This is a genomic window from Enterobacter cloacae complex sp. IR5384, assembly GCF_049237265.1.
Classification (GTDB): Bacteria; Pseudomonadota; Gammaproteobacteria; order Enterobacterales; family Enterobacteriaceae; genus Enterobacter; species Enterobacter cloacae.
Map to the genome: position 1 here is coordinate 31747 of NZ_JBMKHJ010000035.1, position 20440 is coordinate 52186.

Genomic DNA, 20440 nt, shown 5'->3' on the forward strand with positions numbered 1-20440 from the left:
AACAATCGGAAAATTGTACTTGAATTTGACTTAACGAGAGATAAACAAAATTTCGACGCGTTACCTCACTGAGAGTGTTAAAAAATATTATCGCCTGATGGCAAAGCGGGGCTGTTTATGGTTGAGTGGTTATCCTTAGCCCACGCAACGTAAGGAAAGCGCATGAAATCGGGTCGCTATATTGGTGTGATGTCTGGCACCAGTCTGGATGGGGTAGATGTCGTTCTGGCCGCCATAGACGAAAACATGGTGGCACAACAGGCAAGTCTGACCTGGCCTATCCCTGTTTCGCTGAAAGAGGAGATCCTGAGCATCTGCCAGGGGCAACAGCTGACGCTTTCGCAGCTTGGACAGCTTGATGTCAGGCTGGGGGCGCTGTTTGCCGATGCGGTGCTGGCGCTGATGCATAAAGAGAATCTCCGGCCGCAGGATGTGGTCGCGATTGGCTGTCACGGGCAGACCGTCTGGCACGAACCCACTGGCGATGCGCCGCATACCCTGCAAATTGGCGATAATAATCAGATTGTGGCAAAAACGGGCGTCACGGTCGTGGGCGATTTCCGGCGTCGCGACATCGCGCTGGGCGGGCAGGGTGCGCCGCTGGTGCCTGCCTTCCACCAGGCGTTGCTGGGGCACCCGTCAGAGCGCCGTATGGTGCTTAACATTGGCGGTATTGCCAACCTGTCGATGCTGATCCCGGGCCAGCCGGTACGGGGATATGATACTGGCCCGGGTAACATGCTTATGGATGCCTGGATCTGGCGTCAGTGCGGTAAACCGTATGATAAAGACGCGGAGTGGGCGAGCGAAGGCAAAGTCATTATCCCGCTGCTGCAGTCCATGCTTAGCGATCCCTGGTTTGCCCTGCCGGCACCAAAAAGCACGGGACGCGAGTACTTTAACTATGGCTGGCTTGAACGTCAGTTGGCTCGGTTCCCGGCGCTGGCACCGCAGGATGTTCAGGCGACGCTGGCCGAGCTCACGGCGGTCTCCATATCAGAACAGGTACTTTTGAGCGGTGGCTGCGAACGTCTGCTGGTCTGCGGGGGCGGAAGCCGCAACCCGCTGGTGATGGCGCGCCTTGCCGGGTTGTTGCCGGGCACCGAAGTGACAACTACCGATGAAGCCGGCATCAGCGGAGACGACATGGAAGCGCTGGCCTTCGCCTGGCTTGCCTGGCGTACCGTTGCCGGGCTACCGGGGAATTTGCCCTCAGTCACCGGCGCACGCGAAGCCAGCGTTCTCGGTGCCATTTTCCCGGCCAATCCCCGTCATAATCAGAGTTAACTGAAATTCAGCGCAGCGCGTCGCCGGTAAAATAAAAGGGAACAGGAGGGCCCATTAGCCCTCCAGGACCAGGATAGTCTTCGGAATACGCTCATGAAAAAACTTCTTCTTATTGCTGTACCTGTCTTGCTGTCAGGCTGCAGCGTCTATAACCAGCTCGTTGAGCGCATGCAGACCGACACGCTGGAATATCGCTGTGATGAAAAGCCGCTGACCGTCAAGCTTAATAACCCACGCCAGGAAGCCAGCTTTGTCTATGACAATAAATTGCTGACGCTCAAGCAGGGGATCTCCGCCTCCGGCGCGCGCTACAGCGACGGTATTTACGTCTTCTGGTCGAAAGGTGACAGCGCCACCGTCTACAAACGAGACCGCATCGTGCTGAACAATTGCCAGCTCGAAAATCCGAAGCGTTGAGATTTTCACAGGGGCGGCGCACAATAGCGCCACCCAATCTCAACGTCACCTAATGCCATGTCTGATAACGACGAACTGCAGCAAATAGCGCATCTGCGCCGTGAATACACCAAAGGCGGCCTGCGTCGCCAGGATCTTCCCGCTGAACCTCTGGTGCTTTTTGAACGCTGGCTGAAACAGGCCTGTGAAGCAAAACTGGCCGACCCAACGGCCATGGTGGTTGCCACGGTGGACGAAAATGGTCAACCGTATCAACGTATCGTGCTGCTTAAGCATTATGACGAGAAAGGGCTGGTGTTTTACACCAACCTGGGCAGCCGCAAAGCACACCATTTAGAGAACAATCCCCGAATCAGTCTCCTGTTCCCCTGGCATATGCTGGAACGCCAGGTCATGGTCACAGGCAAAGCGGAGCGCCTTTCCACACTGGAAGTGGTGAAGTACTTCCACAGCCGCCCGCGTGACAGCCAGATTGGCGCCTGGGTCTCAAAACAGTCCAGCCGAATTTCTGCCCGCGGCGTGCTGGAAAGCAAATTCCTTGAACTCAAGCAGAAATTCCAGCAGGGCGAAATTCCACTGCCCAGCTTCTGGGGCGGTTTCCGTATCCCGATCGAGCAGATTGAGTTCTGGCAGGGGGGCGAACATCGCCTGCACGACCGCTTTTTATACCAGCGCGACAACGGCGGCTGGAAAATCGACAGGCTTGCACCGTAATCCCCGAAATTTGTTGATTTAAGCGCTAGCGCACGCCGCGCTTGCGCTTTATTCTATGGTCCTTTCGCATCAGGCGAAAAGTCGTGTACCGGCAAAGGTGCAGTCGTTTATACATGGAGAATTTGATGGCAAGCAGTAACTTGATTAAACAATTGCAAGAGCGGGGCCTCGTGGCCCAGGTGACGGACGAGGAAGCGTTAGCAGAGCGACTGGCGCAAGGCCCGATCGCGCTCTATTGCGGCTTTGATCCCACCGCTGACAGCTTGCATTTGGGGCATCTTGTTCCATTGTTATGCCTGAAACGCTTCCAGATGGCAGGCCATAAGCCTGTGGCCCTGGTGGGCGGCGCGACCGGTCTGATCGGCGACCCAAGCTTTAAAGCCGCTGAGCGTAAACTGAACACCGAAGACACCGTGCAGGAGTGGGTGGATAAGATCCGCAAACAGGTTGCACCGTTCCTCGACTTCAACTGTGGTGATAACGCCGCGATTGCCGCCAATAACTACGACTGGTTTGGTAGCATGAACGTGCTGACCTTCCTGCGTGACATCGGCAAGCACTTCTCTGTTAACCAGATGATTAACAAAGAAGCGGTGAAACAGCGCCTGAACCGTGACGATCAAGGTATCTCCTTTACTGAATTCTCTTATAACCTGCTGCAGGGCTACGACTTCGCCTGTCTGAACAAACTGCACGGCGTTTGCCTGCAGATTGGCGGTTCTGACCAGTGGGGTAACATTACTTCCGGTATCGATCTGACCCGTCGCCTGCATCAAAACCAGGTGTTTGGTCTGACCGTTCCGCTGATCACCAAAGCCGACGGGACAAAATTCGGTAAAACCGAAGGCGGTGCGGTATGGCTCGATCCGAAGAAAACCAGCCCGTACAAATTCTATCAATTCTGGATCAACACCGCGGACGCCGATGTTTACCGCTTCCTGAAGTTCTTCACCTTCATGGACATTGAAACCATCAACGCCCTGGAAGAAGAAGATAAAAACAGCGGTAAAGCACCACGCGCGCAGTATGTGCTGGCGGATGAAGTGACCAAACTGGTTCACGGTGAAGAAGGTCTGGCTGCGGCGAAACGCATTACCGCAAGCCTGTTCAACGGTACGCTGAGCGATTTGAGCGAAGCTGACTTCGAGCAGCTGGCGCAGGATGGCGTACCGATGGTTGAGATGGAGAAAGGGGCTGACCTGATGCAGGCGCTGGTGGACTCAGAGCTGCAGCCGTCTCGCGGGCAGGCGCGTAAAACCATTGCGTCTAACGCCATCACCATCAACGGTGAAAAACAGGCTGACCCGGAATACACCTTCGCCGATAGCGATCGCCTGTATGGCCGCTACACGCTGCTGCGTCGCGGCAAGAAAAATTACTGTCTGGTCTGCTGGAAATAAATAAAAATCTCCAGGGGCGTGGGAAACCACGCCCTTTTTGTTTTTTCAGGGTTTGGTAAGCATAAAATGAAGAACATCCTCGCCATTCAGTCCCACGTTGTTTTTGGACATGCTGGCAATAGCGCGGCGGAATTCCCGATGCGCCGCCTCGGGGCTAACGTCTGGCCCCTCAATACCGTACAGTTCTCAAACCATACACAATACGGCAAATGGACCGGCTGCGTGATGCCGCCTTCGCATCTCACGGAGATCGTGCAGGGCATTGCCGATATCGACCAGCTCAAACGCTGTGACGCGGTTCTGAGTGGTTACCTGGGCTCCGCAGAGCAGGGGGAGCATATCCTCGGCATCGTTCGCCAGGCTAAAGCAGCCAATCCCGCAGCAAAGTACTTCTGCGATCCGGTGATGGGGCATCCGGAAAAAGGCTGCATTGTGGCGCCTGGCGTGGCTGAATTCCATGTTCGCCATGCGTTACCTGCCAGCGATATCATCGCGCCCAACCTGATTGAGCTGGAGATCCTTTGCGAGCATCCGGTTAACAGCGTAGCAGAGGCGGTAAGCGCGTCTCGTGAACTGATAGCCCAGGGGCCTGAGATTGTGCTGGTGAAACATCTCGCCCGTGCAGGGCTGAGCAGAGACCGCTTTGAGATGCTGCTGGTGACCAAAGACGAAGCCTGGCACATCAGCCGTCCGCTGGTAGATTTTGGCCTGCGTCAGCCAGTGGGCGTGGGAGATGTGACCAGCGGGCTGTTGCTGGTGAAACTGCTACAGGGTGCGACGCTGCGCGAAGCGCTTGAGCATGTGACTGCAGCGGTGTACGAAATTATGATTGCGACGAAAGAGATGCAGGAATACGAACTGCAGGTGGTCGCGGCACAGGATCGTATTGCGCAGCCGGAGCACTATTTCAGCGCAACACAGCTCTAAACTATGCCGGGTGGCGCTGCGCTTACCCGGCCTACAAATCCCGTAGGCCCGTGCAAGCGAAGCGCCGCCGGGCAATAACGACCCGGTTAATTCAATCCTTCCGCTTTCAGCGCCGCGGCCACCGCAGGGCGCTCAGCCATACGCGTCATATATGCTGCGATATGGTCTAACCCGTCCAGATTCAGCTTAACCGCACGCGCCCAGCGCAACACGGTAAAGAGATACGCATCGGCGATGGTGAAGCGTGCCCCGCAGATATACTGATCGTCCTTCAATGACTCATTGACGTACTGCAGCTTTTTCTCCAGCAGGGCGCGAACGGTCGGTTTGTACTCTTCCGGTGTATCCGGGCGGAACAGCGGCGTAAATCCTTTATGCAGTTCGGTTGCAATGTAGTTCAGCCACTCGAGCGTTTTATAGCGTGAAACCGTACTTACCGGGGCCAGCAGCTGGCGATCGGGCACGCTGTCTGCCAGGTACTGCATAATGGCGACGCCTTCTGTCAGCAGGGTACCGTCATCCAGAAGCAGTGCCGGAACTTGTCCCTTCGGGTTAATCGCAAAAAAATCGTCGCCGTTTTCCAGGCGCTTTTTCATCAGGTCAACGCCGTCCAGCGTGAAATCTTTGCCGCTCTCGCGCAGGGTAATATGGGAAGCAAGAGAGCACGCGCCCGGTTTGTAGAACAGTTTCATCGGTAACTCCTTTTTGCTGAGGTTTCAGCTATGTTAGTGCGCAAGCAAACAAAAAAAAAGCCGCTAATAAATTAGCGGCTCATCGTTTCTCAATAGCGTTACGCGGTAGCGGTTTCGGTCGCTTTCGTCGCTTTGTCGTCGTCCTGAGTCATACGGTTCAGCTTCGGTGCCGTCAGCAGCATCAAAGCCGCGATAACCGCCGTTGCGATACCAATCTGCAGGAAGACGGTGCCGTACACATTCAGGGAGACCAGCGGGTCAGTCACGTTCTCAGGCACCGCCATCAGGTTTGCGATTTTACCTGCGATGATGGCTGCACCGGCAGTGGTCAGGAACCAGCTACCCATGATGAAGCCCATCAGACGCTGTGGCACCAGCTGTGCAACCATCGCCAGACCCAGACCGGAGATCATCAGTTCACCGATAGACTGCAGGGCATAGCTCAGGATCAGCCAGTTAACGGAGACGATACCGGCGTCAGTCGCAAATTTGGTACCCAGTGGCAGCACGAGGAACGCACCAGAGCACAGCACCATACCGATGGCGAACTTGTGCGGCATTGGCAGACGGTCACCCATCTTGTTATAGATAGCCGCCAGAATTGGGCTACCAATCATGATCCAGAACGGGTTCAGCGCCTGATACTGCTCCGGCTCGAACGCGATACCCAGGATGGAGTGCTCAACGTTGCGAATAGCGAAGAAGTTCAGCGAGGTTGGCATCTGGCTGTAGAGCACGAAGAAGATAATCGCTTCCAGCATCAGAATGAAGGCCACAATCATCTTGCGACGGGCCGCACCCTGCATCGCGAAGGCTTCTTTCGCGAAGATGATGACGATACCCAGTGCCACCACGCCCAGAACGGCACGTGCAACACCCTGGTTATGCAGCAACCAGGTGGCGATGGCCGCGAGGATAACAACACCCACGATGGTGGCCAGCAGTTTGCCCATATGCACCGGTTCGAAATCAGGTTTTGAACCGTAGTCCTTAACCCAGCTACGGCAGAACAGGAAGTTCACAACGGTAATCAGCATACCGACAAAGCTCAGCGCAAACGCCACGCTCCAGCCGAATTTTGCGGCGAGCCATGGGGTTGCCAGCATGGAGAAGAATGAACCAATGTTGATGGACATGTAGTACATGGTGAATGCACCGTCCAGACGTGGGTCATCTTTGCTGTAGCAGGTAGAGAGCAGGGAAGACGGGTTCGCTTTGAACAATCCGTTACCAACGGCGATGGTTGCCATACCCATATAGACTACGGCTGCGTCATGACCAGACCAGGCAACCAGACCATAGCCGATTGCCAGAACAATGGCGCCCAGCATAATGACACGCTTCGTACCCAGAACTTTATCACCAAGCCAGCCGCCAATCGCGACCAGACCGTAAACGAGGGCACTGAATGAAGAGAACAGCGTGATGGAATCGGCTTCGGACATACCCAGCTGTTTTACCAGGTAAACCGCCATGATCCCTTGCAGGCCGTAATAACCAAAACGCTCCCATAACTCGATAGAGAAGATGAGATAGAACGCTTTTGGCTGTTTAAAAGCGTTCAAACTCACGCTTTCATCTGTTGGTTTATTGTTTGCAGTTGACACATATACCTCTTTTTTTACATCCCATATTAACGGGGGTGTTCATAGCGTGATGGTCGGAGTCCATCCGCTTTATAGTTATAGTGGGAGGAGAAACGGCGGGTAATGTTCACTATCCTGACCCGTCTGGCAATACGTTTGTAATAATCTGTTACATATAACTGAGCCGCTATAATCCTCGGTTTCTGCAAATGTTATTCAGCGTTAAATTTCACACAATGGGTTTTGTTGGTTTTTTTGACTGCGAAAAACCGGAGGAGAGGGTTGTGTGGCGATATGTTCTGCTATTTACCGTTAAATGCAGTCATATAGCCCATATTCTGAAAAATGAGTGGTCTTATCTGCGGCCATTGAAGGATTACATCTTGTCTGGCAAAGGGTTTAGGTGGGATCTGACAACAAAAAATCAACATGAAGTTATCAGAGTGATCGCGATCACAAATGTATAGAAATTTTCGGTAGTGAAAAAACTATTAACCTGTTTGAGCGTTAAATAACCGAACAATTGACAGGGCGTAAGAGAACATAAGCGGACAACTTGCGGCCTAAAGGAAGGTTTTTAGTTAAGCCTTCCTTTAGTAAGGTCTTGATGATGCGAAAGTAAAAAGGAATAACGCCGCTCAGGGATACACTTTTTCTTTATATTCGCAGAGATCTTCAATGATACATGAGCCGCAGCGAGGCTTTCTGGCAATGCAGGTATAACGGCCATGCAGGATAAGCCAGTGATGACAGTCGACTTTGAATTCAGCGGGAACCACTTTTAACAGTTTCTCCTCCACCTGTTCGACATTTTTACCCGGAGCGAAGTTGGTTCGGTTAGCGACACGGAAAATATGGGTATCAACCGCGATGGTCGGCCAGCCAAACGCGGTGTTCAGTACCACATTCGCCGTTTTACGTCCCACCCCCGGCAACGCTTCCAGCGCCTCGCGATCTTCCGGCACTTCACCACCGTGACGCTCCAGCAAAATGCGGCAGGTCTTAATGACGTTCTCCGCTTTGCTGTTAAACAGCCCGATGGTTTTGATATAAGACTTCACCCCTTCCACGCCCAGCTCCAGCATGGCTTTAGGAGTATTGGCCACCGGATAGAGCAGGGCGGTGGCCTTATTCACGCTCACGTCAGTGGCCTGAGCCGAAAGCAGCACTGCGATCAGTAGCTCAAACGGCGAAGTGAAATTCAGCTCAGTCGTCGGGTGCGGGTTTGCGTCCCGAAGACGGGTGAGGATCGCAATGCGCTTTTCTTTGTTCATGAGGCTTTCCCGGGTATCCCTTCCTGCACGCTGCGCTCAGCCGCGCGGCGCTTACGTTTTTCATCAATCAGGTATTTTATCGCCAGCATCATGCCAAGGCCAATAAACGCACCCGGTGGCAGCATAGCCAGCAGGAACGGCGTATCAGTATGAAACACCTCGATGCGTAAAACTTTAGCCCAGCTTCCCAGCAGCGCGTCTGCGCCGTCGAAGAGGGTACCGTTGCCAAGAATTTCACGCAGTGAGCCCAGAACGAACATCGCGCAGGTGGCTCCCATTCCGATGGAGAAACCATCCAGGGCCGACATCGCCGGGGTGTTCTTCACGGCAAAGGCTTCTGCACGCCCCACCACGATACAGTTGGTAACGATCAGCGGAATAAAAATCCCCAGTGACTGATACAGACCGAACGCGTAGGCGTTAATCAGCATCTGAACGACGCTCACCACTGACGCGATGATCATGACGTAAATTGGAATACGGATTTCCGACGGCGTCCAGCGGCGCAGGGTGGAAATGGAGAGGTTGGTCAGGGTCAGCACCAGCGTGGTGGCAAGCCCCAGCCCCAATGCGTTGGTAGCGGTGGATGTCACCGCCAGCAGCGGGCACAATCCCAGCAGCTGTACCAGCGCGGAGTTGTTCTTCCACAACCCCTGGACAATGACCTCTTTAACCTGGCTCATGCTCACTCCTCACAGGCCGGAAGATTGTTAATCTGTGCAGGCAGCGTTTCTGCATACAACCCGGCACGTTTTACGGCATTCACGACGGCACGCGGCGTAATGGTGGCCCCGGTGAACTGGTCGAACTCGCCGCCATCTTTCTTGACGGCAAATGCCGGGTCCGCTTCGCCGTGGATCACCTTACCGGCAAAATGCAAAATCCAGTCGCTCAGGCGTGTCTCAATTTTGTCCCCAAGGCCTGGCGTTTCGTGGTGTTGAGTCACGCGGGTACCCAATACGGTACCGGAAAAATCGGTACCCACAAGTAGCTGAATGGCACCGGAATATCCGTCTGGTGCCGTGGCCTCCATCACAACGCCCACCGCGTTATCGCCTCTACGGGCGATATAGAGACGATGCGGGCCTTTACCTAACTGCGGCGCCTGTACCACGAAACAGCTTTTCTGCAGGTCATTATCGTAGAAATCAGACGGCATCACCTGATCGAATAGCGCGCGTTGCTGCTTTGCGGCCTGTTCATCAATGGTCGTTTTGGTCAGTTCGTTCACCAGTGCCGTCATCCCGGTGAGGACAGCAGCGAAAATGGCCAGCGTGACGCCATGTTTTTGCATTGTTTTCAGCATCGCGAAACCCTTACCGATGGCCGTACACGCGCGGGCGCGTGTAGTAGTCAATGAGCGGAACGGTGATGTTGGCAAGCAGGACGGCGAACGCTACGCCATCCGGGTATCCGCCGAAACTGCGGATCAGCCACACCAGCAGACCGGCCAGCGCACCGAAGATCAGTCGACCGCGATTGGTGGTCGAGGCGGTTACCGGATCGGTCAGAATAAAGAACGCGCCCAGCATGGTGGCACCAGAGAGCAGATGCATCTGCGGGCTCGCCAGGGATTCAGGAGAGAAGAACCAGCCCAGCGTGGAGCAGACCGCGAGCGTGACCAGGAAGCTCACCGGAATATGCCAGCGGATCGTTTTCTGCTGCAGCAGAAACAGGCCGCCCGACAGATATGCCAGGTTAACCCACTGCCAGCCTGCACCGGCCAGCACGCCGCTGTAGATGGCTGATTGCATGATCTGCTCAACGCTGTGCCCGGCACGCAGGGACGTTTTAAACGTATCGAGCGGTGTGGCCTGGCTGACACCATCCACGCCCATACGCAACGCATTCATATCGGCACCGGACGCCGTATGGCCGGAAAAGATCACCTGAAGGGCATCCATAAAACCCGGCACCGTGGCGGCGATATCGTGCGGCGGCAGCCAGCTGGTCATTTGTACCGGGAAGGAGATAAGCAGTACCACGTAGCCGACCATCGCCGGGTTAAAGGGATTGTGGCCCAGCCCACCGTACAGCTGTTTGGCAATAATCACCGCAAACACCGTACCGAGCACGATCATCCACCACGGCGCAAACGGCGGAATACTGATGGCCAGCAGCAGGCCCGTCAGCAGAGCGGAGTTATCGCTGAGAATACGGGAGATGTTCATCTTACGCAGCTTCAGCACTAGCGCTTCGGCCGCTACGGCGCTGGCACAGCCCAGTGCTAACTGGAACAGGGTTCCCCAGCCGAAAAACCAGAACTGAACGGCAATACCCGGCAGTGCAGCCAGGCAGACCAGCATCATAATGCGCGACGTCTGGCGCTGGTTATGGGTGTAAGGGGAACTTGCGATTCTGAAAACCATTTAATCCTCGTTAACTGCTTGCTGTGCGGCTTTCTTCGCCTGAACGCGTGCAATCGCGGCGGCGACGGCGGCTTTGCGTGGATCGTCGTTCGCGGCAGGCTGTTGTACTTCCTGCTGAGCCGCTTTCCGTGCTTTGGCGCGGGCGATGGCCGCTTCGACAGCGGCTTTGCGCGGGTCGACTGGCGCCTCTTCTGCAGCTGGTTGTGGTTGCTGCGCCGCTTTCCGTGCTTTGGCCCGGGCGATGGCCGCTTCGACAGCCGCTTTACGCGGATCGACCGGCGCCTCTTCTGTGGCCGGTTGTGGTTGCTGCGCCGCTTTACGCGCTTTAGCGCGGGCTATCGCGGCTTCAACGGCGGCTTTGCGCGGATCTGTGGCCTCTTGCTCAACGACCACCTGCTGCTCTCCCGCTTTCCGTGCTTTGGCGCGGGCGATGGCCGCTTCAACGGCCGCTTTACGCGGATCGACACGGGTTTCTTCCGGTTGCCCTGTTTGTGCTTTTTCCGCCTGACGCGCGCGTGCCGCGGCCTTACGCGCTTCACGTGCGGCAATGGCTTCGCTGTTATCTGGCTTCTCACCGGCGGAGATCACCACAGGTTGCGCTGCGGTCGCTTTTTTCTCGCGCACGCGAGCCAGCGCCGCGTTAATGGCATCCTGATCTTTCTCGCCTGGCTGAACGGCAGCCTGCTTATGACGCTCCTGACGGGCCAGTTTTTCACGCTCCAGACGAGCCTGGCGGGCTTCAAAGCGGGCTTTCGCTTCGGCAGCGCGTTTTTCTTCCATCGAGATGGCATAAATCTCGGCCTTCTCCTGACGGAAGTACTGCACCAGCGGAATGTTGCTTGGACAGACCCAGGCGCACGCGCCGCATTCGATGCAGTCAGCCAGATTATGCGCTTGCGCTTTATCGTGCAGCTGACCTTTGCTGTACCAGTACAACTGCTGTGGAAGCAGATCGGCCGGGCAGGCATCGGCGCAGGCGCTGCAGCGGATACAGCCTTTCTCTTCCTGCTCTTCACCCATTTCGGTGGGGGAGGGGGCGAGCAGGCAGTTAGTGATTTTTACGACCGGAACGTCCAGCCACGGCAGGGTAAAGCCCATCAATGGGCCGCCCATGATCACCATCTGATCGCTGCCGGGACAGAATCCGGCCTGCTCCAGAAGATGACGAACCGGCGTGCCCAGACGCGCCCAGACGTTCCCCGGACGAGACACTGATTCGCCCGTCAGCGTCACCACGCGTTCGGTCAGGGGTTCACCGTCAATCACCGCGCGTTTCACGGCGTAGGCGGTACCCACGTTTTGCATCAGCACGCCAATATCCGATGAGCGGCCGCCATGGGGAACCTGCTTTCCGGTGAGTATTTGCGTCAGCTGTTTTGCCCCGCCCGATGGGTACTTGGTCGGAATGACGCGCAGGCTGATATCGTGGCTACCGGCGAGCACCGCGCGCAGCATGGAAATGGCCTGCGGTTTGTTATCCTCAATGCCAATTAGCACTTCACGAGGCTGCAGCACATGGGCGAGGATACGGATCCCCTCCACGACCTGCGCGGCGCAGTCCTGCATCAGGCGGTCATCGGCGGTGATATAGGGTTCGCATTCGGCGGCGTTGATAATCAGGGTCTGAATTTTATCGCCGCCACCGCGCAGTTTGACGCCGGTCGGGAACCCTGCGCCACCCAGCCCGGCAACGCCGAACTGATGAATACGGTCGATAAGCGCTTCCCGGCTGCGGGCGCGGTAGTCGCTCCAGCCATCACGCTCGATCCAGCGGTCTTCGCCGTCGGCTTCAATAATGACGCTCAGTTCGGAGAGGGCTGACGGATGGGCAACGGTGTGAGGGGTAATCGCCACCACTTTACCGGATGTCGGGGCGTGGATCGGCAGCATACGCCCACGACCAAAGGTCAATGGCTGGCCGCGAAGGACGGTATCGCCTTCTTTAACGCACAACTCACCCTCAGCGCCAATGTGCTGCTTCAGCGGCATGACGAAACGGGTCGCCAGCGGAATCTGACGCAGCGGCGTGCCGCTGGACTGGGTTTTCATCTCTGGCGGATGGATCCCGCCGTCAAAGTCCCAAATCTTCTCTTTTCTGAAAGCAGAAAATAACTTAAGCATGTTGTTCCACAGGAATATTGCGAACCGGGATGGTTTGAAGATCCCACTTCCAGCTTTCGGTAGTCGTTTCAACCGGGCGCAACTCAATACATTGCGTCGGGCAGGGGGCCACGCAGAGGTTACAGCCGGTGCACAGATCCGCCACAACGGTGTGCATGGCGCGGGTGGCGCCAACAATGGCGTCGACAGGGCATGCCTGAATACACTTGGTGCAGCCAATGCAGTTCGCTTCGTCAATCACCGCGAGGGCGCGCACGGGCTCCTGCACCTGTGCATCGCCGTCAATGGGTTGCGGGTCGACGTTTAGCAGCGCTGCAATTTTCAGCATTACCGCTTCGCCACCTGGCGCACAGCGGTTGATTTTCTCACCCTGAATACCCACGGCTTCTGCATAGGGACGACAGCCAGGATAGCCGCACTGCCCACACTGGCTTTGCGGCAAAAGCTCATCGATTTTTTCAACAACAGGATCGTCCTCCACCGCGAATCGGCGGGAGGCGTAACCCAGAATCAGGCCAAACACCAACCCCAGCACGCTGATGGAGGCGATGGCAATCCAGATGGTATTCATTACAACTTCACCAGACCACTAAAGCCCATAAAGGCCAGAGACATTAAACCTGCGGTCACCAGCGCAATCGCGTTTCCGCGAAAGGGCGCAGGGATATCCGCTGCGGCGAGGCGCTCACGAATAGAGGCAAACAGCACCATCACCAGCGAGAAACCGACGGCGGCAGAAAAACCGTACAACGCCGACTGCATGAAATTATGCCCGAGATTAATGTTCAACAGCGCTACGCCAAGAACGGCACAGTTGGTGGTGATCAACGGCAGAAAGATACCCAGCAGGCGATAGAGCGCCGGGCTGGTTTTACGCACCACCATTTCGGTAAATTGCACCACTACGGCAATGACCAGAATAAAGGCCAGCGTACGGAGATAGACTAAACCCAGCGGGATGAGGATCCAGGTATCAATCAACCAGGCGCAGATGGACGCCATCGTCATCACGAAGGTGGTTGCCAGCCCCATGCCCATTGCCGTTTCCAGCTTTTTGGACACGCCCATAAACGGACACAGGCCAAGGAACTTCACCAGAACGAAGTTGTTAACCAGCACTGTGCCGACAAAGAGCAGTAAGTAATCGGTCATTATTCAGCCTGAAATAAAAAAGCCGCCTATTATCGGATAAACCACAACAGGCGACAACAGGTTATCTGTAAGGTTATTACGGATTCACGAAGGTGTTCTTCACCCGCGTCGAACGCTTGAAATAGGGCACCAGAAGCGCCGCCGCCAGTAACGGGAAAAGCAGCTGACGAACGGCCAGCGCGTCCGAAACCGGTGAAAAAGCAAAGGCTTTCACCGCCAGCAGTACGGAAACGAGCAGCCAGATGATGTAGTGCTTAGGCACATTTTTGCGGCGTTTAAAGAACGCAATGGTTAGCCACAGCGTGTAGTACCACATGCCTATGGCGAAGACGAACGACACGAACCACAGCGTAATATTCAGCACACTTTGCGACATCAGGGTCTGGATTGCATGAGGGGTAACCAGCGCGGTGGTATAAAGCAGCAGCGCAAGTGATGCGCTTAATAAGGCAACCAGCAGCCATGCCAGTGGGGCGATTAACCAGCCTCCAATTCTTTCTCCAGGCGTTGCGGTCATGAACTCTCCCATAAATCTGCGCGAAATGTTGTACAGCCAGTTTGCAGGGCGGAGAGTATATAACATTTCGCGCGGATGGCTACTTTCTTATAAAACGTAACGCCATACGGACTTAGGCACTTCGCCGACGTTAAACAAACGGCCACCGGAGACCAGCTCCGCACGGCGATGATCCGCTGCACGATACATATTGATGATGTCCTGATTATCCGACAGCGTGTAGTTCAGGTGGTCAAACAGTTTTTCCAGGCTCTCAAGGGAATTGATCTTGCGAAATTTTAATAAATAGTCCTGAACTGTCATATTAATAAGTTTCCATATAAAAGTGAGTCATACCCGTTAAGGTAATTCGTTTGAATAATAAACGGATTAATAAAGACGTAAACTGCCCACTCAGGTAACGCGACTAAATTAGGAGTTTTCTTTGCGAAAGATTCAGGCATCTGATGATGCCTGGAAGAGAAGGTTAACCGTGTTCACCAGGAGTGGCAATAAGTAACTGACATATTATGTCACTCTTTATTACCGTAACCGGTTACTTAGGTTGGGCGACAGTGACAGGCTCCGGCGGTTGGTAGTTATCGATGTGGCTGGCAACGCCAAGCAAAATGACCGATACCCCAAGAACAATCCATCCCGCTAATTCAATGATTCGATTAATAATTGACGTCATAATTCGTGTTTGTAATTTATCCATAAATACCGGTTGCAAATGTTACAGCGCCAGGGGGGAGACAGCAAGTGCTTTGGGAACGGTTCCCTTAAGCACAATCAGCGGGTTAACCCCATATAACAAAAACAAGCGGAGCAGGATGCTATTTTAAGTCATATGGCACATGCTTAATCTGTCATGTGGCCAGGTTAGCCAGTGTGAAATAAGAACATCACAGGAGAGGGCAACACTATGAGTGATAGCATCCGTGTCGGGCTTATTGGTTACGGGTATGCGAGCAAAACATTCCATGCGCCGTTAATTGCCGGTACGCCGGGAATGGCGCTGGCGGCGGTGTCGAGCAGCGATGCCACCAAGGTGCATGCCGACTGGCCCACCGTTCCGGTTGTCTCTGAGCCTAAGCACCTTTTCAATGATCCGAATATCGATTTAATTGTGATCCCCACGCCGAACGACACCCATTTCCCGCTGGCGAAGGCGGCGCTGGAAGCAGGTAAGCATGTCGTCGTCGATAAACCCTTTACCGTGACGTTGTCTCAGGCACGCGAGCTGGACGCGCTGGCGAAAAGCCTTGGCAGACTGCTGTCGGTTTTTCATAACCGCCGCTGGGACAGCGATTTTCTCACGGTAAAAGCGCTGCTCAGCGAGGGAACGCTCGGGGAGATAACCTTCTTTGAATCGCATTTTGATCGTTTCCGGCCGCAGGTGCGAAACCGCTGGCGTGAGCAAGCCGGGCCAGGCAGCGGCATCTGGTACGATTTAGCCCCACACCTGCTCGACCAGGCCGTGAATCTGTTTGGCCTGCCGGTGAGTATGACGGTCGATCTGGCCCAGCTCAGACCCGGCGCGCAAACGACCGATTATTTTCATGCCATCCTGAGCTACCCGCAACGGCGGATAGTGCTGCACGGAACGATGGTTGCGGCTGCGGAATCTGCGCGTTATATCATTCACGGCACGCGGGGGAGCTATGTGAAGTTTGGTCTGGATCCGCAGGAAGACCGGCTGAAAAACGGCGAGCGTTTGCCTCAGGAAGACTGGGGATATGATATGCGAGACGGGGTAGTGACCAAAGTGGAGGGGGAGACGCTGGTGGAAGAAACCTTGCTGACGAGCCCGGGGAACTACCCGGCATATTATGCGGCCGTGCGTGATGCGCTGAACGGCACGGGGGAAAACCCGGTACCAGCCAGTCAGGCGATTCAGATTATGGAGTTGATTGAACTGGGCATTGAATCTGCCAAACATCGCGCCACGCTCTGTCTGGCATAAGTTTTGTTGGCCGGGTAGGGCGTAGCCGCCACCCGGCAAAGGGGTTACGCGTTTGCCACCTTATCACGAAGCGCCTGCTTCTCTTCTGGCGTGAGGAAGGCCATCTCCAGCCCATTAATCTGCGCCTGGCGGATCTGTTCGCGGCTCAGGCCCGCCTGCGGTGCGGCGACAGTGTACTCGTGGATAATGTCCACGCCCTGTACCGCCGGGTCATCGGTATTCAGCGAGGCCAGCACGCCGTGCTCAAGGAAGGTTTTCAGCGGGTGCTTATCCAGCGCGGGCACGGTGCTGGTCTGAATATTGGAGGTCAGGCAGGATTCAATCCCGATACGTTGCTCGGCCAGGAAGTCCATCAGGGCGCGATCTTCCACCGCTTTTACACCGTGACCGATACGCTCGGCACCCAGTTCACGGATGGCCTGCCAGATGCTCTCCGGCCCCGCCGCTTCACCGGCGTGAACGGTTACATGCCAGCCGGCATCACGTGCGCGGTTGAAATGTGACAGGAACAGGCTGCCCGGGAAGCCCAGTTCATCCCCGGCCAGGTCGACGGCGGTGATCGCGTCACGATGCGCCAGCAGCGCTTCCAGTTCCTGCAGACAGGCCGCTTCGCCGAAGGTACGGCTCATGATGCCAATCAAACGGGCCTGCACATCGAAGGCTTTGCACCCTTCACGGACACCTTCAATAACGGCTTCAACCACGCCTGCAACGGGCAGGCTGTGGGTCATCGCCATATAGCCTGGCGAAAAGCGCAGTTCGACATAATGCAGGCCGTTACGGGCGGCATCTTCGATATTCTCAAAAGCGACACGGCGACAGGCATCCAGTGAGGCCAGCATCTTTACGCCCCAGTCGAGTTTGCTCAAAAAACTGACCAGATCCGGTTCATTAGAGGTGACCTGAACGTGCGGGATCAGGGTTTCAAGCGATTGAGCAGGGAGCGTTAAATTGTACTGGCGGCCAAGATCGAGGATGGTTTGGGCACGAATGTTACCGTCAAGGTGACGATGAATATCTGTTAAAGGCAGGCGTGTATCAATCATGGTCGCACTCTTTTCTGGTTAAAGTGCGCCACATTATAAAAACAAAACGAGGTAAAAAGCTATTTGCGCAAGGGAATATTCCGTTGCGCAAACAAACTACAGGAGCGTGTTGATACCCGCAATCAGCCGCTGCACCCCTTGTTCCAGCTTGCTGCGCGGGCAGCCGGCATTCAGGCGGATAAAACCGATGCCTTCGTTTCCGTAGGTATATCCCGGCATGATGGCGACTTTTTGCTGCTCAATCAGTACGTTTTGCAGGGCGCGATCGTCAATATTTAACGGGCGCAGGTCAATCCAGGCGAGATAGGTCGCCTCGGGTGGCGTCCAGTTAAGTGCCGGAAAAGCGCAGTTCATTTCACGTGCGATAAATTTCAGGTTCGCTTCCAGATAGTCGCGCAGCGCGGCAAGCCACGGCTCACCCTGCTGATAGGCGGCAATATGCGCCGTCAGTGCCAGCACGGAGGGAGAGGAGAGACCGTCACGGCCTTTTAGCGCGCCCAGATACGCATTACGGCTCTCCTCATCGCCTATTAACCCATATGCGCCGGTCAGTGCCGGGATATTAAAGCTTTTGGAGCCTGAGGTCAGTAGTGCCCATTTACCGCGCGCGACCTTGTTCCATGGCGTGTGGCGATGTTCTCCCCATACCATGTCCATATGAATTTCATCGCTTATCACCGCCACGTCATAGCGCGCACACAGCTCAGCCATCTGCGCCAGCTCCTCCTGCGTCCAGACCTTGCCGGTCGGGTTTTGCGGGCTGCACAGCAGCAATATTTTGTTTTCCGGTTTCGCCAGGGCGGCCTCAAGCGCGGCCATATTTCCCTGCCAGCCCGTCGCCTGTTTCTCCATCGCCACTGGCACCACGCGGCGCGCATTGCCTTCAATGGCTTTATAAAACGCGTCATAAGCCGGGGTATGCACCACCACACCATCTCCCGGCATCGACCACAGGCGAATCAGCTCAGAGACCATATAGATCACGGAAGGGCCATAAACAACGGTTTCAGTATCAATCCGGCTGTTAAAACGTTGCTGGAACCAGTGCGCCACCGCGGCCAGGAATTCTTCGTTTTTCCAGCGGCTGTAGCCAAACACGCGGTGATCAATACGTTGATGTAGCGCATCGATAATGCAGGGGGCGGTGGCGAAATCCATATCAGAGATCGTAAAGGGCAGCAGGTCGGCGGCACCAAAACGGTCGGCAACATAATCCCACTGTGTACACCAGGTGCCGTGGCGATCGACAACGGTCGAGAAATCAAACATGACGTATGTCCTTAAAGTAAAACCCCCTCAGCGTGAGGGGGTGAGGCATCAGGCTTCGACTGTGCGCATCAGGGTGGCCAGCTCATCTTTGACCGACTGCACCTGCGGGCCGATAACCACCTGCAAATTGTGTTGATTCAACTGTACCACGCCGATTGCCCGGTTGGCTTTCAGGGCATTGGTATCCACTTTCGACATATCCGCCACCGACAGACGCAGACGGGTAATGCAGTTATCCAGAGAGGTAATGTTATCCGCACCGCCCAGCGCCGCCAGAATTGCCGGCGTGTTATAACCCGATTTACCCACTGTACCGGCAACGGCCTGTTCCACGCTGGTGGCGGTTTCGGCATCGCGGCCTGGCGTTTTCAGGTTAAAGCGGGTAATGGCGAAGCGGAAGATACCGTAGTACACCACGAACCAGATCGCCGCCACGACCGGTACCAGATACCACTTGGTGGACAAACCATGCAGGATGCCGAACACCACGAAATCAATTACGTTGCCGTCGGTGTTCACTGAAGTGCGATAGGTATGATCAATGTTTTCTGATCTACCTTGTGAACAATCAGACTATTGCAATGTTGAAAACTACAGATACACCCTCAACTGTGTATGCCGGAAGGAAGCCAAATACAAGATTGCAAATCCTTTTGAATTCTCCTGTTATTACCAACAAGCCACACAATCATTATTCCTCTTTCATTGATGAACGATAATTGTTGCCATCCAGTATGATTTTTGAGATGATAGGAGGTTATATAAATATATTCGTAAGCTTTGTTCCGTAGTATTTTCCCCCTCGAAAACATCCCCAACGTCAGATACAAGGCGGCTTTGCGCTATCGCAAATGCCCTCGTTTTACCGTGGTTTTAGGTAGTAACTATAGCTATGTGGGAGGTGTGGTCTCTTTCCGAGTACAAAAAGGTTAATTTAACAATGATGCAACAATCACAAACCCTGTTCGAATCGTCGATTTTATCGGCAACAAGTTTTCGTACCGTCTACCATGAACACGGACGTTACAAAACCATCAATGGCAACTTCTTTGTTCATGATGGTCACGAATACCGCATTAACAACAGAATCGGTTCTGGTATTCGCCACGATATACTTATATCAACAATCAACGAACTGAAAGCAATCCTGAAGCTCTACAGTCGAGTGTTCCTGACCCGTTTTGATCTCCACCTCCCTGAGTTCACTTCTGTTGAAGCTGGTAACGAATACATACGCAACTTGTTCAAACGATTACGTGACCGCCTAGGGTCTGGGAATAACGGTTTATCGGAACCTATCATCGATTTTGCTTACGGTTGGGTTTGCGAACAGGAAAAGGCTTCACAACCCCATTACCATTGCTGGATTGCACTTCCACATCGTTCGGTAAGATGGTTTGGAACGCCAGAAAGAGGGATTGCTGGTATTATTACGGAAATCTGGATGAAACTGACAGGTGGTAAAGCAACGCTGGTAAACTTATCTAAAGCCAATAAAGACTATCCCGATCACTACGTCATACATCGTGACGATCCTTCATCACTCGAAGGTCCGGTATTCTGGCTTTCTTACCTGGCAAAAGAACGTGGTAAAGCGCAAACTGGGAAGGGAACGCGCATGTGACCTGCCCCCACGATTAGATACAACACTCAGTTAGTAACGTCGGAATCTTCATTCTCAGAATGACCCTTTCTCCAGCCCGCTGCAAATTCAGACGGTGTCT

At 54.6% G+C, this 20440-nt stretch carries 21 protein-coding genes and 1 pseudogene; 7 read left to right on the forward strand and 15 right to left on the reverse strand.

Translation table 11 applies throughout. The features are described 5' to 3' along the window. Positions 1 to 162: 162 nt before the first annotated feature. The 5 genes from anmK to pdxY all read left to right on the forward strand — a co-directional run bounded on the left by anmK (position 163) and on the right by pdxY (position 4745). On the forward strand, positions 163 to 1287 hold the full coding sequence (anmK, locus tag ACOTX3_RS21435) for an anhydro-N-acetylmuramic acid kinase (protein ID WP_029882777.1): 1125 nt from the start codon (positions 163 to 165) through the stop codon (positions 1285 to 1287). Between the two features lie 93 nt (positions 1288 to 1380). Further along, positions 1381 to 1704 carry a C-type lysozyme inhibitor gene (gene mliC, locus ACOTX3_RS21440; protein WP_013096910.1) on the forward strand — a complete coding sequence of 108 codons (324 nt, stop codon included), beginning with the start codon at positions 1381 to 1383 and terminating at the stop codon, positions 1702 to 1704. Between the two features lie 57 nt (positions 1705 to 1761). Beyond that, positions 1762 to 2418: a pyridoxamine 5'-phosphate oxidase gene (gene pdxH, locus ACOTX3_RS21445; RefSeq protein WP_013096909.1), complete on the forward strand. Its 657-nt coding sequence runs from the start codon at positions 1762 to 1764 to the stop codon at positions 2416 to 2418. A 125-nt stretch (positions 2419 to 2543) separates the two neighbouring features. Next, on the forward strand, positions 2544 to 3818 hold the full coding sequence (tyrS, locus tag ACOTX3_RS21450) for a tyrosine--tRNA ligase (protein ID WP_014831636.1): 1275 nt from the start codon (positions 2544 to 2546) through the stop codon (positions 3816 to 3818). Positions 3819 to 3884: 66 nt separating this feature from the next. Then, positions 3885 to 4745 carry a pyridoxal kinase PdxY gene (pdxY, locus tag ACOTX3_RS21455; protein ID WP_038420903.1) on the forward strand — a complete coding sequence of 287 codons (861 nt, stop codon included), beginning with the start codon at positions 3885 to 3887 and terminating at the stop codon, positions 4743 to 4745. An 86-nt stretch (positions 4746 to 4831) separates the two neighbouring features. Here pdxY and gstA read toward each other — a convergent pair whose 3' ends face one another. From gstA to blr, 12 genes are all read right to left on the reverse strand, one after another. Then, positions 4832 to 5437 carry a glutathione transferase GstA gene (gstA, locus tag ACOTX3_RS21460; RefSeq protein ID WP_013096906.1) on the reverse strand — a complete coding sequence of 202 codons (606 nt, stop codon included), beginning with the start codon at positions 5435 to 5437 and terminating at the stop codon, positions 4832 to 4834. A 98-nt stretch (positions 5438 to 5535) separates the two neighbouring features. Continuing rightward, the gene (gene dtpA, locus ACOTX3_RS21465) at positions 5536 to 7044 is read right to left on the reverse strand and encodes a dipeptide/tripeptide permease DtpA (RefSeq protein ID WP_013096905.1); all 1509 of its coding nucleotides are present in this window, start codon (positions 7042 to 7044) and stop codon (positions 5536 to 5538) included. A gap of 617 nt (positions 7045 to 7661) precedes the next feature. Next, positions 7662 to 8297, reverse strand: coding sequence for an endonuclease III (gene nth / locus ACOTX3_RS21470; RefSeq protein WP_020688297.1), 636 nt, complete (start codon positions 8295 to 8297; stop codon positions 7662 to 7664). Beyond that, positions 8294 to 8980 (reverse strand): electron transport complex subunit E, encoded by a 687-nt coding sequence (locus tag ACOTX3_RS21475; protein WP_023622212.1) that lies wholly within the window; start codon positions 8978 to 8980, stop codon positions 8294 to 8296. Before ACOTX3_RS21475 ends, nth begins: the two co-directional genes overlap by 4 nt. A gap of 2 nt (positions 8981 to 8982) precedes the next feature. Next, entirely contained in the window at positions 8983 to 9603 is a 621-nt protein-coding gene (gene rsxG, locus ACOTX3_RS21480; RefSeq protein ID WP_047352548.1) for an electron transport complex subunit RsxG, read from the reverse strand. Positions 9604 to 9613: 10 nt separating this feature from the next. Further along, positions 9614 to 10666 carry an electron transport complex subunit RsxD gene (gene rsxD / locus ACOTX3_RS21485; RefSeq protein WP_421631637.1) on the reverse strand — a complete coding sequence of 351 codons (1053 nt, stop codon included), beginning with the start codon at positions 10664 to 10666 and terminating at the stop codon, positions 9614 to 9616. Beyond that, a complete protein-coding gene (rsxC, locus tag ACOTX3_RS21490; RefSeq protein ID WP_045295881.1) occupies positions 10667 to 12787 on the reverse strand; it encodes an electron transport complex subunit RsxC in 2121 nt (706 codons plus the stop codon). Next, a complete protein-coding gene (rsxB, locus tag ACOTX3_RS21495; RefSeq protein ID WP_013096899.1) occupies positions 12780 to 13358 on the reverse strand; it encodes an electron transport complex subunit RsxB in 579 nt (192 codons plus the stop codon). Before rsxB ends, rsxC begins: the two co-directional genes overlap by 8 nt. Then, positions 13358 to 13939: an electron transport complex subunit RsxA gene (rsxA, locus tag ACOTX3_RS21500; protein WP_013096898.1), complete on the reverse strand. Its 582-nt coding sequence runs from the start codon at positions 13937 to 13939 to the stop codon at positions 13358 to 13360. Before rsxA ends, rsxB begins: the two co-directional genes overlap by 1 nt. A gap of 76 nt (positions 13940 to 14015) precedes the next feature. Continuing rightward, a complete protein-coding gene (locus tag ACOTX3_RS21505) occupies positions 14016 to 14456 on the reverse strand; it encodes a DUF2569 domain-containing protein (protein ID WP_013096897.1) in 441 nt (146 codons plus the stop codon). Positions 14457 to 14543: 87 nt separating this feature from the next. Next, on the reverse strand, positions 14544 to 14759 hold the full coding sequence (gene ydgT, locus ACOTX3_RS21510; protein WP_013096896.1) for a transcription modulator YdgT: 216 nt from the start codon (positions 14757 to 14759) through the stop codon (positions 14544 to 14546). A 232-nt stretch (positions 14760 to 14991) separates the two neighbouring features. After that, on the reverse strand, positions 14992 to 15117 hold the full coding sequence (gene blr, locus ACOTX3_RS21515) for a division septum protein Blr (protein ID WP_168112406.1): 126 nt from the start codon (positions 15115 to 15117) through the stop codon (positions 14992 to 14994). Positions 15118 to 15360: 243 nt separating this feature from the next. Between blr and ACOTX3_RS21520 the strand changes: the two genes are divergently transcribed. After that, the gene (locus ACOTX3_RS21520; RefSeq protein ID WP_013096894.1) at positions 15361 to 16401 is read left to right on the forward strand and encodes an oxidoreductase; all 1041 of its coding nucleotides are present in this window, start codon (positions 15361 to 15363) and stop codon (positions 16399 to 16401) included. Positions 16402 to 16445: 44 nt separating this feature from the next. On the opposite strand, the gene add is transcribed toward ACOTX3_RS21520, so the two are convergent. The 3 genes and pseudogenes from add to ACOTX3_RS21535 all read right to left on the reverse strand — a co-directional run. Then, a complete protein-coding gene (gene add, locus ACOTX3_RS21525) occupies positions 16446 to 17447 on the reverse strand; it encodes an adenosine deaminase (protein WP_013096893.1) in 1002 nt (333 codons plus the stop codon). A 96-nt stretch (positions 17448 to 17543) separates the two neighbouring features. Next, complete coding sequence (locus ACOTX3_RS21530) at positions 17544 to 18716, reverse strand: MalY/PatB family protein (protein WP_058679540.1); 1173 nt, start codon at positions 18714 to 18716, stop codon at positions 17544 to 17546. Positions 18717 to 18764: 48 nt separating this feature from the next. After that, positions 18765 to 19232 (reverse strand): annotated as a pseudogene (locus ACOTX3_RS21535) (glucose PTS transporter subunit EIIB); the annotation flags it as partial. Positions 19233 to 19656: 424 nt separating this feature from the next. On the opposite strand from ACOTX3_RS21535, the gene ACOTX3_RS21540 reads away from it, so the two are divergent. After that, a complete protein-coding gene (locus ACOTX3_RS21540) occupies positions 19657 to 20340 on the forward strand; it encodes a YagK/YfjJ domain-containing protein (RefSeq protein ID WP_127869285.1) in 684 nt (227 codons plus the stop codon). Positions 20341 to 20440 lie beyond the last annotated feature (100 nt).